Annotated in this window: 12 protein-coding genes; 10 read left to right on the top strand and 2 right to left on the bottom strand. The window is 69.6% G+C overall.

What is annotated here, in order from left to right; genetic code table 11:
* Window positions 1–85: 85 nt before the first annotated feature.
* A complete protein-coding gene (locus tag LXB15_RS08450) occupies window positions 86–1,735 on the bottom strand; it encodes an acyl-CoA dehydrogenase family protein (RefSeq protein WP_233952400.1) in 1,650 nt (549 codons plus the stop codon).
* A 72-nt stretch (window positions 1,736–1,807) separates the two neighbouring features.
* On the opposite strand from LXB15_RS08450, the gene LXB15_RS08445 reads away from it, so the two are divergent.
* From LXB15_RS08445 to dprA, 4 genes are read left to right on the top strand one after another with little or no spacing between them, the layout of a single operon-like run.
* Window positions 1,808–2,761 (top strand): aspartate carbamoyltransferase catalytic subunit, encoded by a 954-nt coding sequence (locus tag LXB15_RS08445; RefSeq protein WP_233952398.1) that lies wholly within the window; start codon window positions 1,808–1,810, stop codon window positions 2,759–2,761.
* On the top strand, window positions 2,758–4,059 hold the full coding sequence (locus LXB15_RS08440; RefSeq protein WP_233952396.1) for a dihydroorotase: 1,302 nt from the start codon (window positions 2,758–2,760) through the stop codon (window positions 4,057–4,059). Before LXB15_RS08445 ends, LXB15_RS08440 begins: the two co-directional genes overlap by 4 nt.
* Window positions 4,060–4,082: 23 nt before the next feature.
* Window positions 4,083–4,670: a glycerol-3-phosphate 1-O-acyltransferase PlsY gene (gene plsY / locus LXB15_RS08435; protein ID WP_233952394.1), complete on the top strand. Its 588-nt coding sequence runs from the start codon at window positions 4,083–4,085 to the stop codon at window positions 4,668–4,670.
* Complete coding sequence (dprA, locus tag LXB15_RS08430) at window positions 4,667–5,797, top strand: DNA-processing protein DprA (RefSeq protein ID WP_233952392.1); 1,131 nt, start codon at window positions 4,667–4,669, stop codon at window positions 5,795–5,797. The genes plsY and dprA overlap by 4 nt, the downstream gene beginning before the upstream one ends.
* Here the strand turns inward: dprA and LXB15_RS08425 are convergent.
* Window positions 5,786–5,962, bottom strand: coding sequence for a hypothetical protein (locus LXB15_RS08425; RefSeq protein ID WP_233952391.1), 177 nt, complete (start codon window positions 5,960–5,962; stop codon window positions 5,786–5,788). The two genes, dprA and LXB15_RS08425, sit on opposite strands and share 12 nt — an antisense overlap.
* 245 nt (window positions 5,963–6,207) lie before the next feature.
* Here LXB15_RS08425 and topA point away from each other — a divergent pair, with 245 nt between their 5' ends.
* From topA to rpmG, 6 genes are all read left to right on the top strand, one after another.
* Entirely contained in the window at window positions 6,208–8,961 is a 2,754-nt protein-coding gene (gene topA, locus LXB15_RS08420) for a type I DNA topoisomerase (protein ID WP_233952388.1), read from the top strand.
* A 3-nt stretch (window positions 8,962–8,964) separates the two neighbouring features.
* Window positions 8,965–11,229, top strand: coding sequence for a ribonuclease R (rnr, locus tag LXB15_RS08415; RefSeq protein ID WP_233952386.1), 2,265 nt, complete (start codon window positions 8,965–8,967; stop codon window positions 11,227–11,229).
* Complete coding sequence (locus tag LXB15_RS08410; RefSeq protein WP_233952385.1) at window positions 11,226–11,663, top strand: DUF983 domain-containing protein; 438 nt, start codon at window positions 11,226–11,228, stop codon at window positions 11,661–11,663. Before rnr ends, LXB15_RS08410 begins: the two co-directional genes overlap by 4 nt.
* Window positions 11,660–12,415: an NUDIX hydrolase gene (locus LXB15_RS08405; RefSeq protein WP_233952381.1), complete on the top strand. Its 756-nt coding sequence runs from the start codon at window positions 11,660–11,662 to the stop codon at window positions 12,413–12,415. Before LXB15_RS08410 ends, LXB15_RS08405 begins: the two co-directional genes overlap by 4 nt.
* Before the next feature lie 21 nt (window positions 12,416–12,436).
* Window positions 12,437–13,642, top strand: a complete 1,206-nt coding sequence (locus LXB15_RS08400) for an MFS transporter (RefSeq protein WP_233952378.1) — start codon at window positions 12,437–12,439, stop codon at window positions 13,640–13,642.
* A 192-nt stretch (window positions 13,643–13,834) separates the two neighbouring features.
* Window positions 13,835–14,002, top strand: a complete 168-nt coding sequence (gene rpmG, locus LXB15_RS08395) for a 50S ribosomal protein L33 (RefSeq protein ID WP_163045463.1) — start codon at window positions 13,835–13,837, stop codon at window positions 14,000–14,002.
* The last annotated feature ends 281 nt before the right edge of the window (window positions 14,003–14,283 follow it).

Genomic DNA, 14,283 nt, shown 5'->3' with positions numbered 1-14,283 from the left:
CGTTAACCTTAACGGCGCCGTCTGCGGTGGATCGTCTGCCTGCTGTGTTGACGCGGGGCGCGCACAAAGGTTCCGCGGCCGTAAATCACCGGATCGGCGGGTACAGGTCGTCGATGATAGCGCGGGCGTCATGGCGCCGGTCCAGCATGCCGTAGGTATGGCGGAAGACACCGCCCAGCCGGGTCTCCGCGAAGGCCTCGGCGGCCCGGCCGAGGCCGAGGCGGCGCATCGCCGCCGTCGCCGCCGCCAGGGCCATCTGTTCCGCCAGCAGCCGACAGGCGCCTTCGTCGACCATCGCCATGGCCGTCGCCGCCCGGAGCACCCCGGGCGTCTGGCCGGCCATGTCCCCCATCTCGGCCTCGATCAGGGCGATGACCGCCTCGAACGCGGCCGGGTCCCGCCGCAGGATCCGCGCCAGGTCGAGCGCCATGACGTTGCCGGAGCCTTCCCAGATGGCGTTCACCGGTGCCTCGCGATAGGCCCGGGCCAGCCGCCCGTCCTCGACATAGCCGTTGCCGCCGAGGCACTCCATCGCCTCGTAGACGAGCGCCGGCGCCATCTTGCAGACCCAGTACTTGGCGACGGGGGTCATGACGCGGGCATAGGCGATGTCGGCTTCCGTCCGTTTCGCCGCGCCGTCGAATGCCTCGGCGAGGCGAAACGCCAGAACCGACGCGGCAGCGACGTCGAGAGCCATGTCGGCGAGCACGCGGGTCATCTGCGGCTGGTCGACGAGGACCTTGCCGAACACGCTCCGCTCGCGGCAGTGATGCACCGCCTCGCCGAGCGCGCCGCGCATCAGCCCGGCCGAGGCCAGCGCGCAGTCGAGCCGGGTCAGCGTCACCATCTCGATGATGGTCCGGACCCCGGCGCCTTCATCGCCGATCCGCGTCGCGTCGGCATCGACGAATTCGACCTCCGACGAGGCGTTGGAGCGGTTTCCGAGCTTGTCCTTCAGGCGCTGGAAATACAGCCCATTGAGCGAGCCGTCGTCGCGCCGGCGGGGCATCAGGAAGCAGGTCGGCCCCTCCCCGATCTGGGCCAGCACCAGGAACCCGTCCGACATCGGGGCCGAGGTGAACCATTTGTGGCCGGTGATCCGGTAGTGGCCGTCGGCGCCTGCCACCGCCGTCGTGGTATTCGCCCGCACGTCGGTGCCGCCCTGCTTCTCGGTCATGCCCATGCCGAGGGTCACGCCTGCCTTGGTCAGCGGCGGCTTCACGCCCGGGTCGTACTGGCGGGTGGCGATGACCGGCATCCAGGCTGCCCGCACGTCGGGCGCCGCGGCGATGACGGCGACCGCCGCGCTGGTCATCGTCACGGGGCAGAGATGGCCGCATTCCACTCCGGCAGTCATGTAGAAGCGGGCGGCGCGGGAGCGATGCCGCCGTCCCTCCTCCTCGTCCGGGCCGCTCCACACTGACGCGTGCAGGCCGTCGGCGATCGAACGGCGCATCAGCGCGTGGTAGGCGGGATGATAGTCGACGAGCTCGAGCCGCCGGCCCTTCTCGTCGAACCGACGCAGCTTCGGAACCTCGGTATTGGCAAGCCGCGCCAGATCGTGCGCCTCGAACGAGCCGCAGAAGCGGCCGTGGCGTTCGAGGGCCTGGCGCGTCGGCTCGGCGAGGTCGGCCGTCAGCAGCTGCAGCAGCGGGTCGCTGCGATACGCATTGAAGCCCGGATAGTCGGACGACTGGTTGAAGACCGTGTGGGTCTGGAAATTCGTCTCGGCCACGCGCGCTTCCCTTCGGATGTAACCGGGCGATCCTTGCCGGTAATCCCGCGATTGCCTATAGGCGTCGTCCTGATGAACGCGCCAGACTTTCCCCCGATCTTCCCACATCGCCACCTGCTCGGCATGGCAAACCTGTTGCCGCACGAGATTGACCAGCTGCTCGATCTCGCCGAAGCGGAGGTGGAGGTCAGCCGGCGCCAGGACAAGAAGAAGAGCGTCCTCAAGGGACGCACGCAGATCAACCTGTTCTTCGAAGCCTCGACCCGCACCCAGGCCTCGTTCGAACTCGCCGGCAAGCGGCTCGGTGCCGACGTCATGAACATGTCGGTCGCCAATTCCTCGGTGAAGAAGGGCGAGACCCTGCTCGACACCGCGATGACGCTGAATGCCATGCGCCCGGACGTGCTGATCGTGCGCCACCACGCGGCCGGCGCCGTGGCGCTGCTGGCGCAGAAGGTCGGCTGCTCTGTCATCAATGCCGGCGACGGCGCGCACGAGCATCCGACCCAGGCGCTGCTCGACGCGCTGACCATCCGCCGCCACAAGGCCCGGATCGCGCGCCTGACGGTGGCGATCTGCGGCGACGTGCTGCACAGCCGCGTCGCCCGCTCGAACATCCTGCTCCTCAACGCGCTGGGCGCCCGGGTGCGCGTCATCGCGCCCTCGACGCTCCTGCCGGCGGGGATCGAGCGGATGGGCGTCGAGGTGTTCCGCGACATGCGCGAAGGGCTGAAGGACGCCGACGTGGTGATGATGCTGCGGCTGCAGCGCGAGCGAATGGCCGGCTCCTTCGTGCCGTCGGTGCGTGAATATTTCCATTATTACGGGCTCGATGCCGAGAAGCTCGCCTTCGCCCGGCCCGACGCGCTGGTGATGCATCCGGGCCCGATGAACCGCGGCGTCGAGATCTCGTCCGAGGTTGCCGACGGCCCGCAGAGCGTCATCGAGGAGCAGGTCGAGATGGGCGTTGCCGTGCGCATGGCGGTGATCCAGGCGCTGCTGCCGGGCCTCGGGAGCAACACGTGACGCGCCCCCTCGTCCTCGAAGCCATCCGCATCGTCGATCCCGACCGCGGCATCGACACCACCGGCACGCTCCTCGTGATCGACGGCAAGATTGCCGCCGCCGGTGCCGAGGCGCTCAACCAGGGGTGTCCGGAGGGGGCGGAGGTGGTCGACGGCCGGCGGCTAACCGCCCTGCCCGGCCTGATCGACGCGCGCGTCTTCATCGGCGAGCCGGGCGGCGAGCACCGCGAGACGATCCGCTCGGCGAGCCGGGCCGCGGCGGCCGGCGGCGTGACGTCGATCCTCACTATGCCGGACACCGATCCGGTGGTCGATCACGTGGCGCTGGCCGAATTCGTCATGCGCACGGCGCGCGAGACCGCCGACATCAACGTCTTCCCCGCCGCCGCGCTGACCCGCGGCCTGCTCGGCGAGGAGATGACCGAGATCGGCCTCCTCGGCGCCGCCGGCGTCCGGGCCTTCACCGAAGGGCGCAAGACCATCGCCAACCCGGCGCTGCTGCGCCGGATCATGACCTATGCGCGGGATTTCGACGCGCTGGTCATGCACGAGACGCAGGATGCCGACCTTACCGGCACGGGCGTGATGACCGAAGGCCTGCTCGCTTCCTGGCTCGGCCTGCCGGGCGTGCCGCGCGAGGCCGAGGTGATCCCGCTCGAGCGCGACCTGCGCCTCGCCGAACTCACCGGCTGCCGCTACCACGCCGCCAAGATCTCGGTCGCGTCCTCCGCCGATGCGGTCCGGCGGGCGAAATCCCGCGGCCTGTCCGTCACCGCCGGCGTCTCGATCAACCATCTGGCGCTGAACGAGAACGACATCGGCGAGTACCGCACCTATTTCCGCCTGTCGCCGCCGCTGCGCAGCGAGGACGACCGCAAGTCCATGGTCGAGGCGGTCGCCGACGGCACGATCGACATCATCGTCTCCTCGCACGATCCGCACGACGAGGACGGCAAGCGCCATCCCTTCGCCGAGGCCGAGGTCGGCGCGATCGGGCTTGAGACGCTGCTCGCCGCGGCGCTGCGGCTGCACCATGACGGTTCGCTGCCGCTCTTGCGCGTCGTCGAGACGCTGACGGCGGCGCCGGCGAAGCTGCTGAAGCTCGACCGCGGCACCTTGCGGCCGGGCCGCCCGGCCGACATCGCGATCGTCGATCTCGACACGCCGTTCATCTACGGCAAGGCCGACATCCGCTCGCTGTCGAAGAATACCGCCTTCGAGAATGCCCGCTTCCAGGGCCGGGTCTTGCGGACGATCGTCGCCGGCCGCACAGTCTTCGACGCGACGGACGGGGGCTGAGCGTGCTGGGGAGCGGGGAACAGATGTGGCTGATCGCGCTGGCGTGCCTTGCCGGCGGCTATCTCTCCGGCTCGATCCCGTTCGGCCTGGTCTTCGCCCGGCTGTTCGGCCTCGGCGACCTGCGCAAGATCGGCTCCGGCAATATCGGCGCCACCAATGCGCTGCGCACCGGCAACAAGGCGATGGCGGCGCTGACGCTGGCCGGCGACGTCCTGAAGGGCACCGTCCCGGTCCTCGTCGCCGCGCGCTGGGGCAACGAGGCGGCGGCCATCGCCGGGCTCGGCGCCTTTCTCGGCCATCTCTTCCCGGTCTGGCTCGGCTTCAAGGGCGGCAAGGGCGTCGCCACCTATCTCGGCATCCTGCTCGGCATGGCGCCGGTCGGCGTTCTCGTCTTCGCCGCCGTCTGGCTGTCGGTCGCCGCGATCTGGCGCTACTCGTCGCTCGCCGCCCTCGCCGCGACCCTGGTCGTGCCGGCCGCCTGCCTGATTCTCGGCTATCCGGCGGCCGCGGCGCTGACGGCGGTCCTGACGATCATCGTCTACCTCAAGCATCACGCCAACATCCGTCGGCTTCTGGCCGGCACGGAGGGGAAGATCGGGGCCAAGGGATGAGCGGCGAGGCGGCCGCCCGACGTGGCGTCCGGTTGCCGGACGAGACGCGTCTGGCATGGCTGCAGCTGATCCGCAGCGAGAATGTTGGCCCCGTCACCTTCCGCACCCTGATCAACCGCTTCGGCGGTGCCGAAGCCGCCCTCGCCGCCCTGCCCGATCTTGCCGCCCGCGGCGGCCGGCGCGTCCGTGTCGCTAGCCGCGGCGCGGCCGAAGAGGAGCTTGCGCGGGCGAGCCGGCTCGGCGCGCGCTTCGTCTGCCTCGGCGAGCCCGACTATCCGGCGCTGCTGCGGCCCTTCGACCAGGCGCCGCCGGTCCTGGCGATGATGGGCGACGCGGAGACCGCCCAGCTTCCGGCGGTCGCGATGGTGGGCGCCCGCAATGCCTCGCTCTCGGGCATCAAGCTGACCCGCACCCTCGCTTCCGAGCTCGGCGCCGCCGGCTATGCCGTGGTGTCCGGCCTTGCCCGCGGCATCGACGCCGCCGCGCACGAGGCAGCCCTCGATACCGGCACGATCGGCGTCTTCGCCGGGGGCCTCGACAAGCCCTACCCGAGCGAGCATCGCCCCCTGATGCGCCGGATCGTCGACAGCGGCGGCTGTCTCGTGTCGGAGATGCCGTTCGGCTGGGAGCCGCGCGCCATCGACTTCCCGCGCCGCAACCGGCTGGTGGCCGGCCTTTGCCTGGGGCTTGTCGTGGTCGAGGCGGCGATGCGGTCGGGCTCGCTGATCAGCGCGCGCCTCGCCGCGGAGATGGGCCGGCTGGTCTTCGCGGTTCCCGGCTCGCCGCTCGACCCGCGGGCGGCCGGTACCAACCGGCTGCTGAAGGACGGCGCGACTCTGGTGACGGAAGCTGCCGACGTCATCGCCGCGCTTCGTCCGCTCGATGCCCGGATGCGGGCCGACGACATCGCGCTGGAGGAGCCGGGACGCCAGGAGCCGCCGGACGAGCCGGCGCAGGGCGAGCGCGAGCGGATCGTCGAGGCACTCGGGCCGACTCCGATCGCCGTCGACGACATCATCGCCCATACCGGCTCCCGGCCAGGCGCGGTCCAGCTGGTCCTGCTCGAACTCGACCTTGCCGGGCGTCTCGAGCGACATCCGGACGGCAAGGTGTCGCTACTGCTTTGAGCGTTTGCCGCGTGCGGACAGCTGTCGATCCGCCTCCAGCCGGGCCATTTCCATCAGATATGCGAGGATCGAGCCGTCCGGGGCCCCCGACACCACCCTCAGTTGCTCCAGCATGTCGCGCACATACTGGAGGTTCGCGCGCGTATCTTGGGAATTCGATGCCATGGACGGTGCAACTTCCTGAAACGAGGGGTTCCCGGTGCGCCGGTTGCGGAGACACGAGTACGCGTCCTGGTTATATACTTAAGGTTATTCGCCTATAGGTTGCAACCGGATTCGGGCGGCGGCGGCAGCGGGGTTGACCCTGCGGCCGCGACTGTCCATGTGACGGGGCGGCGCACGCCTCTCCTCATTCGGCAGCTCAGCTCGCTGTCACGCGTCGCCTCCTCAGCTCTCGGGACTGTTTTCTCATGGATGTCGTCATCGTCGAATCGCCGGCCAAAGCGAAGACGATCAATAAGTATCTCGGCGGCAACTTCCAGGTTCTCGCTTCCTACGGACACGTGCGCGATCTGCCGGCCAAGGACGGCTCCGTCCGGCCGGACGAGGACTTCGCCATGGACTGGGAGGTGGCCAAGCTTTCCCAGAAGCGGCTGAACGAGATCGCCCAGGCGGTGAAGAAGGCCGACCGCGTCGTCCTCGCCACCGATCCGGACAGGGAGGGCGAGGCGATCTCGTGGCACGTGCTCGAGGTGCTGCGCCAGAAGAAGGTGATCGGCACCAAGCCGGTCAGCCGCGTCGTTTTCAACGCCATCACCAAGAAAGCGGTGCTGGACGCGATGGCGAACCCGCGGCAGATCGACGAGCCGCTGGTCGACGCCTATCTCGCCCGCCGCGCCCTCGACTATCTGGTCGGCTTCACCCTTTCCCCGGTGCTGTGGCGCAAGCTGCCGGGCGCCCGTTCGGCCGGCCGCGTCCAGTCCGTGGCGCTGCGCCTCGTCTGCGACCGCGAGGCCGAGATCGAGGTCTTCAAGCCGCAGGAATACTGGCAGCTCAGCGCCCTGCTCGCGACGCCGCGCGGCGACGAGTTCCGCGCCCGGCTGACCGCGTTCGACGGCGACAAGCTGCAGAAGATGTCGATCGGCGACGAGGCGCGGGCGACGCTGATGCGCACGATGCTCGAGGGCGCGGCCTATCGCGTCGACAGCATCGAGGCAAAGCCCACCCGCCGCAACCCGGGCCCGCCCTTCACGACCTCGACGCTGCAGCAGGCGGCCTCCGCCAAGCTCGGCTTCTCGGCCTCCCGCACCATGCAGGTCGCGCAGCGGCTCTATGAAGGCATCGATGTCGGCGGCGAAACCGTCGGCCTGATCACCTACATGCGTACCGACGGCGTGCAGATCGCCCCCGAGGCGATCGAGTCGGCGCGCCAGGCGATCGCCTCGACCTTCGGCCCGCGTTACGTCCCGGACAAGCCGCGCTTCTACGCCACCAAGGCGAAGAACGCCCAGGAGGCCCACGAGGCCATCCGCCCGACCGAGTTCAGCCGCTCGCCGAAGGACGTCGAGCGCTTCCTCGACCGCGACCAGGCGCGGCTCTACGACCTGATCTGGAAGCGCACCATCGCCAGCCAGATGGCCGCGGCCGAGATCGAGCGGACCACCGCAGAGATCGTCGCGACGGGCGGCGGCAAGACCGCCCGCCTGCGCGCCACCGGCTCGGTGATCAAGTTCGACGGCTTCATCGGCGCCTATGTCGAGCATCGGGACGACAGCGTGGCGCCCGCCGCCGGCGAGGACGACGACGAGTCGGCGCGGCTGCCCGAGATCCGCGCCGAGGAGGACCTCGACCGCCGCGCGGTCGATGCCTCGCAGCATTTCACCGAGCCGCCGCCCCGCTATTCCGAGGCCTCGCTCATCAAGAAGATGGAAGAGCTCGGCATCGGCCGGCCGTCCACCTATGCCGCGACGCTGCAGACGCTGGAGGACCGCGACTACATCGTCCAGGACAAGCGCAAGCTGCTGCCGCAGGCCAAGGGCCGGCTGGTCACGGCCTTCCTGCATAATTTCTTCGAGCGCTACGTGGAGTATGACTTCACCGCCGGGCTCGAGGAGAAACTCGACCGCATCTCGGCGGGCGAGCTCGCCTGGAAGGACGTGCTGCGGGAGTTCTGGCTGGACTTCTCCTCGCATGTCGACGGCACCAAGGAACTGCGCGTCTCCAACGTTCTCGACGCGCTGAACGTCGAGCTCGGGCCGCTGGTCTTCCCGGCCCGCGAGGACGGCACGGACCCCCGCGCCTGCCCGCGCTGCGGCCAGGGTCAGCTGTCACTGAAGCTCGGCAAGTTCGGCGCCTTCGTCGGCTGCTCCAACTATCCCGAATGCGGCTTCACCCGGCAGCTCGGCACGAGCTTCTCGGCCGATGCGGCGGGCGAGGATCAGGCGGACGGGCCGAAGGAGCTCGGCGCCGATCCGGAGACCCAGGAGATGGTGACACTGCGTAGCGGCCGGTTCGGCCCCTACGTCCAGCGCGGCGAGGGCAAGGAAGCCAAGCGCTCGTCCCTGCCGAAGGGCTGGGAGGTCGCCGACATGGACCTCGAGAAGGCGCTGCGGCTCCTGTCGCTGCCGCGCGAGGTCGGGCTGCATCCCGAATCCGGCAAGCCGATCCTGGCCGGGCTCGGGCGCTACGGCCCGTTCCTCCAGCATGACGGCATGTACGCCAATCTGGAGACCATCCAGGACGTGTTCGAGGTCGGCCTCAACCGGGCGGTGACGGTGATCGCCGAGAAGAAGGAAAAGGGCGGCCGGGGCCGCGGCACGCCGGCGGCGCTCGCGACGCTGGGCGAGCATCCGGATTTCGGCGGCCAGATCACCGTCCGGGACGGCCGCTTCGGCCCCTACGTGAATGTCGGCAAGATCAACGCCACCCTGCCGAAGAGCAAGGACCCGGCGAGCGTCACGCTGGCCGAAGCGATCGTGCTGCTGAACGAGCGGGCGGAGAAGACCGGCAAGGGCGGCCCGACCAAGAAAGCGGCCGCAAAGAAGCCCGCCGCGAAAAAGGCGCCGGCCACCAAGGCTCCAGCCAAGAAGGCGGCGGCAGGGGCCGATCGCAAGGCGCCGGCGAAGAAGGCCGCCGCCAAGTCGCCTGCCAAGCCGGCGGCAAAGAAGCCGGCCAAGGCCGTCGCGGCGGTCGGTGGCGACACCGTGCCATGGGATGCGGACTGAGCCATGGCGAGACGACAGCCCGGGGCCGACGCCCGGCCGGAACTGACGCGCGAGGCGGTGCTGCGTTTCATCGCGGAGAACCCCGGCCATGCGTCGAAGCGGGATGTCGCAAAGGCCTTCGGCATCAAGGGCGACGACCGGCTGACGCTGAAGAACCTGCTCAGCGACCTGCAGGCGGAAGGGGTGCTCGCCGGCGGCCGCAAGCGCTTCGTAACCCCCGGTGCCCTGCCGAGTGTCGCCGTGCTGGAGATCCGCAGCCGCGACGAGGACGGCGGGCTCCTGGCCGAGCCGGTCAGCTGGGACGAGGCGCAGGACGGCGAGCGTCCGCGCATCCCGGTCGTCCAGCAGCGCGACAAGACGCCGGCCGCGGGCCTCGGCGAGCGTATCCTCGCGCGCATCGAGACCGACGAGGCGGGCCTGCGCACCGCGCGCGTCGTGCGTGTCTTGGAACGCCGCAAGTCGCTGTCGGTCGGCGTGTTCCGGTCGCGGCCCGGCGGCGGCGGCAGGGTCGAGCCGGTCGAGCGCAAGCAACCGGAATACACCGTCGCGCCCGGCGACGAGAAGGGCGCCAAGGACGGCGACCTCGTCGAGGTCGAACCCGGCCAGCGCACCAGGATCGGGCTGCCGACGGCCTCCGTCGTCGCCGTCGTCGGCTCGATGAACTCCGAGCGGGCGATCTCGACCATCGCGCTGCACGTCCATTCGATCCCCCACGTCTTCCCGCAGGGCGTCCTGGCCGAGGCCGACAAGGCCGGCCCGGCGTCGATGCAGTCGCGCGAGGACTGGCGGGACCTGCCGCTCATCACCATCGACCCGGCGGACGCCAAGGACCACGACGACGCGGTCCACGCCACCGACGACCCGGACCCCGCCAATCCCGGCGGCATGATCGTCACCGTGGCGATCGCCGACGTTGCGTATTACGTCCGTTCCGGCTCGCGGCTCGATACGGAGGCACGGCTGCGCGGCAACTCGGTCTATTTCCCGGACCGCGTCGTGCCGATGCTGCCCGAGCGCATCTCCAACGATCTCTGCTCGCTGAAGGAGGGTGTCGACCGCCCCGCCCTCGCCGTGCGGATGGTGATCGGCGCGGACGGCGAGAAGCGCCGCCACGACTTCCACCGCATCATGATGCGCAGCCACGCCAAGCTCGCCTACGAGGAAGCCCAGGCGGCGATCGACGGCCAGCCGGGCGAGGCCGCGGCGCCGATGCTCGAGCCCGTCCTGAAGCCGCTCTGGAAGGCCTACGGCCTGGTCGGACGGGCGCGCGAGCGTCGCCAGCCGCTCGACCTCGACCTGCCGGAGAAGAAGATCAAGCTCGACGAGACCGGCCGAGTCGATCAGGTCCTCGTCCCGGAGCGCCTCGACGCCCACCGGCTGATCGAGGAATTCATGATCCTCGCCAATGTCGCGGCGGCCGAGACGCTGGAGCAGAAGCGACAGGCGCTGATCTACCGCGCCCACGACGCGCCCTCGCTCTCCAAGCTCGAGGCGCTGCGCGACTTCCTGCGGACGCTGGAGATCTCGCTGGCCAAGGCGGGCACGCTCCGGCCGTCGCATTTCAACAGCATCCTGCGGCAGGTGAAGGCCAGCGAGCACGAGACGCTGGTCAACGAGGTGGTGCTGCGGTCGCAGTCGCAGGCCGCCTACTCGCCCCAGAATATCGGCCATTTCGGCCTCAATCTCGTGCGCTACGCGCATTTCACCTCGCCGATCCGCCGCTATGCCGACCTCATCGTCCACCGCGCGCTGATCACCGCGCTCGAACTCGGCGAAGGGGGCCTGAGCCGCGAGGACGAGGAGAGCCTGGAGCAGACCGCGGAGGAGATCTCGCGGGCCGAGCGCCGCGCCATGGCGGCGGAGCGCGACACGGTCGACCGGCTCATCGCGCACCATCTGGCGGAGCATGTCGGCGAGGATTTCGCCGGCCGCATCACCGGCGTGACGCGGGCCGGACTTTTTGTCGTGCTGCCGGCCTACGGCGCCGACGGTTTCGTCCCCATATCCACGCTGGGGGCCGAATATTTCCGGCACGACGAGGTCGGCCACGCTCTGGTCGGCGAGCGCAGCGGCCATGGCTACCGGCTCGGCGACGCCGTCGAGGTGCGGCTGGTCAACGCACTGCCGCTGGCCGGCTCGATGCAGTTCGAGATGCTCACCGAGCCGCGTCAGCTTCCCGGGTCGTCGGCGTCCTTCCACAAGGCGCAGCGGCGTGGGCCGAAGGGACGCGACAAGAACGTGGCTGCAAGGACGAGGAAAAGACGATGAACCAGCCCATGACCGCCGGCACATTCGCGGCACGCGCCAACAGCCAGGAAGGCGACCGCCCGCTCTGGCCGGCTCTGGTCAATGGCTTTCGCTGCCGCTGCCCGAACTGTGGAAAGGGCCGTCTCTTCAATGGCTTCCTGAAGAGCGTTGATTCGTGCTCGGAGTGCGGCCAGGAGATCCACCACCACCGCGCGGACGATCTGCCGCCCTATCTCACCGTCTTCATCGTCGGCCACGTGATCGTCGCGGGTTTCATGGCGCTGGACGAAGCCGTGGCCCTGTCGATGTGGACGCAGCTGGCGATATGGGTGCCGGTCACGATCGCGATGTCGCTGGTTCTGATGCAGCCGCTGAAGGGGGCCACCATCGCCCTGCAGTGGTCGCTGCGCCTCGGCGGCTTCGGCGGCGCCGACGAAGCGGATCGTGTCGGGTGACCACCAAGGGTAGGCTGGAACCGCTCGAGGCCGAGCGTATCCGACTGAGCCAGATCCGCACCAAGGGGCCGCTCCTGCGGCCCCGCGACGCCGGCACCCTGATCGTCGTCGACCGGACGCAGTCCGCTCCCCGCCTGCTGATGGGACGGCGCGCCTCGGGTCACGTCTTCATGCCCGGGCACTACGTGTTCCCCGGCGGACGGGTGGATTCGGAAGACCTGCGGCTTGCCGCCTCCTTCACCCTGCCCGACGAAGCGCTGTCCCGGCTCTGTGCCGGGCCGCCTGCCCGTTTCGGCACGCGGCAAGCGACCGCCCTCGCCCTCGCCGCCATCCGCGAAACCTTCGAGGAGACGGGCGTGATGGTCGGCGCGGCGGGAGCGTCCGCGGGCGGGTTCGGGCACTGGCGCAGCTTCGCGGAACGGGCGATTCGCCCGGCCCCGGAACTGCTGGTGCCGCTGGCGCGCGCCATCACGCCCCCCGGGCCGCCGCGGCGATACGACACCCGCTTCTTCTGCGTCGATTCGTCCGCGCTTGCCGGCGAGCTTGACCCCGGCGCCCTGCCGACCGACGAACTCGAGGCCGTCGGGTGGTTTACGCTCGATGCGATCGAGCAATTGCCGATTGCCGCGATCACCCGGCGGGTCCTCGTCGATCTCGAAGAACGCCTCGCGAGCGATTCATGGCTGGACGCGTCGCGCCAGATGCCGTTCTACCGTTCTCTGCGCGGCCGCTTCGTCCGCGAGATGCTCTGAACGAGAGGCTCTGGCCGGGCGATGGACAAGTGGACCCCGGCTGACATCGTCGCCCAGGCGGAGGACGAGATCAGCGAGATCGACTGGGTTGCGGCCGGCGCGGCGATCGCGTCGATCAGCGCCGTCGGCATCGCGCTCGGCCTCGGCCTGCCGCTGCTCAGCGTCATCCTCGAGCGGCGCGGCATCTCGGCGACGATGATCGGCGCCAACACCGCGGTCGCCGGCGCGGCCTCGCTCCTCGCCGCGCCGCTGATCACCCCGATCGCGCGGGTGATCGGGGTGCGGGTCGCCATGCTCGCGGCGATCGTCCTCTGTGGCGTCTCGGCGATCGGCTTCTACCTCGCCACCGCCTTCTGGATGTGGTTCCCGCTGCGGCTGGTGTTCCACTTCTCGATCACCGCGCTGTTCGTCCTCTCCGAGTTCTGGATCAACGCCGCCGCGCCGCCCGGCAGGCGGGGTTTCATCCTCGGCATCTACGCCACCGTGCTGTCGCTCGGCTTCGCGCTTGGCCCGTGGATCTTCTCGCAGGTCGGCTCCAGCGGATTCCTGCCGTTCGGGATCGGCGCAGGGGTGATCTTCGCGTCGGCGATCCCGCTGTTCTTCGCCTGGAACCGGCAGCCGATCCTGGGCCGCCACCAGCCGGGCGCCTTCTGGCGATTCCTTTTCTCGGTGCCCACCGCGACCGGAGCGGTGCTGGTGTTCGGGGCGGTGGAAGCCGGCGGCTTCGCGCTCTTCCCGATCTATGGCGAGCGGATCGGCTTCACCGAGGCCTCCGCCGCTCTGCTGCTGACGGCGATCGGACTCGGCAACGTGCTGATGCAGATCCCGATCGGGCTCGTCTCCGACAGGGTGGCCGACCGGCGGACGCTGCTGTCGCTGTTCGCGTTCGTCGGGCTGGCGGGAACGCTCTGCCTGCCGCTGCTGGCCGAAAACTGGTGGCTGATGGCCGGGGTCCTGTTCGTGTGGGGCGGCGTCGTCGCCGGCCTCTACACGGTCGGCCTCGCGCATCTCGGCTCGAAGCTTTCCGGCTCGGAGCTCGCCTCCGCCAACGCCGCCTTCATCTTCTGCTACTCGGCCGGCATGCTGGTCGGGCCTCAGGCGATCGGCACCTCCATGGACCTCTTCGGCAATGACGGCTTCTCCTGGTCGCTTGCCGTGTTCTTCACCGCCTATCTCCTGCTGACGCTCGGCCGGCTGGCGCACACCCGGTACAAGGCGCGCACTTGACTTGGCGGCGCGCGTGGCTATGGTCCCGCTGAAATCCGCCGGCGCGATGCGACGGCGCATTGGCGCGTGGCGCGCCTGCCGCTTCTGCGGCGCTCGCCCGGGTCGACATGAGTTTTCAGCCGCGCTTCCGGCAGACGGGCGGGACCTCCAGGGTCCGGCCGGTGCGGCGCGCATCAGCGAACGGACAGGGCGATGGCCAAGGCAACGACGATCAAGATCAAGCTCCTCTCGACGGCCGACACCGGCTTCTTCTACGTCACGAAGAAGAACAGCCGGACGATGACCGACAAGATGACCAAGACGAAGTACGACCCGATCGCGCGCAAGCACGTCGAGTTCAAGGAAGCCAAGATCAAGTAGGCTTCCGTCGACCACCCGGTCTTCAGCGCCGCTCCGGCAACGGGGCGGCGTTTTTCGTTCGGGAACGTCGATAACGGCGGAGGAAGGCCGGAGCGGGCGCGGATCCCAGCTGCGTAGACTAGCAGCAGCCTGCGGGCGTGCGGCGCCATGTCGACGGCCGACGGCCCAGCGGCCGCGCAACGAATAATGGCCGGCCAGCTTCGATGCGACGGTACGAGGAAACCGTCATTGCACGAAGCCGGCCGGCCCCCCACGGGACCCAGGAGATGCGGCGGACCTGA

It is taken from the genome of Aurantimonas sp. HBX-1 (genome assembly GCF_021391535.1).
Taxonomy (GTDB): domain Bacteria; phylum Pseudomonadota; class Alphaproteobacteria; order Rhizobiales; family Rhizobiaceae; genus Aurantimonas.
Note: the sequence above shows the minus strand (reverse complement) of the source record. Positions and strands in the feature narration are given on the sequence as shown.

Excerpts from the sequence above, each read along its gene's own strand:
- LXB15_RS08445 (WP_233952398.1), top strand. The coding sequence starts at position 1,808 with ATGAACGCGCCAGACTTTCCCCCGATCTTCCCACATCGCCACCTGCTC.
- rpmG (WP_163045463.1), top strand. The coding sequence starts at position 13,835 with ATGGCCAAGGCAACGACGATCAAGATCAAGCTCCTCTCGACGGCCGAC.
- plsY (WP_233952394.1), top strand. The coding sequence starts at position 4,083 with ATGTGGCTGATCGCGCTGGCGTGCCTTGCCGGCGGCTATCTCTCCGGC.
- dprA (WP_233952392.1), top strand. The coding sequence starts at position 4,667 with ATGAGCGGCGAGGCGGCCGCCCGACGTGGCGTCCGGTTGCCGGACGAG.
- LXB15_RS08410 (WP_233952385.1), top strand. The coding sequence starts at position 11,226 with ATGAACCAGCCCATGACCGCCGGCACATTCGCGGCACGCGCCAACAGC.
- LXB15_RS08400 (WP_233952378.1), top strand. The coding sequence starts at position 12,437 with ATGGACAAGTGGACCCCGGCTGACATCGTCGCCCAGGCGGAGGACGAG.
- LXB15_RS08425 (WP_233952391.1), bottom strand. The coding sequence starts at position 5,962 with ATGGCATCGAATTCCCAAGATACGCGCGCGAACCTCCAGTATGTGCGC.
- topA (WP_233952388.1), top strand. The coding sequence starts at position 6,208 with ATGGATGTCGTCATCGTCGAATCGCCGGCCAAAGCGAAGACGATCAAT.
- rnr (WP_233952386.1), top strand. The coding sequence starts at position 8,965 with ATGGCGAGACGACAGCCCGGGGCCGACGCCCGGCCGGAACTGACGCGC.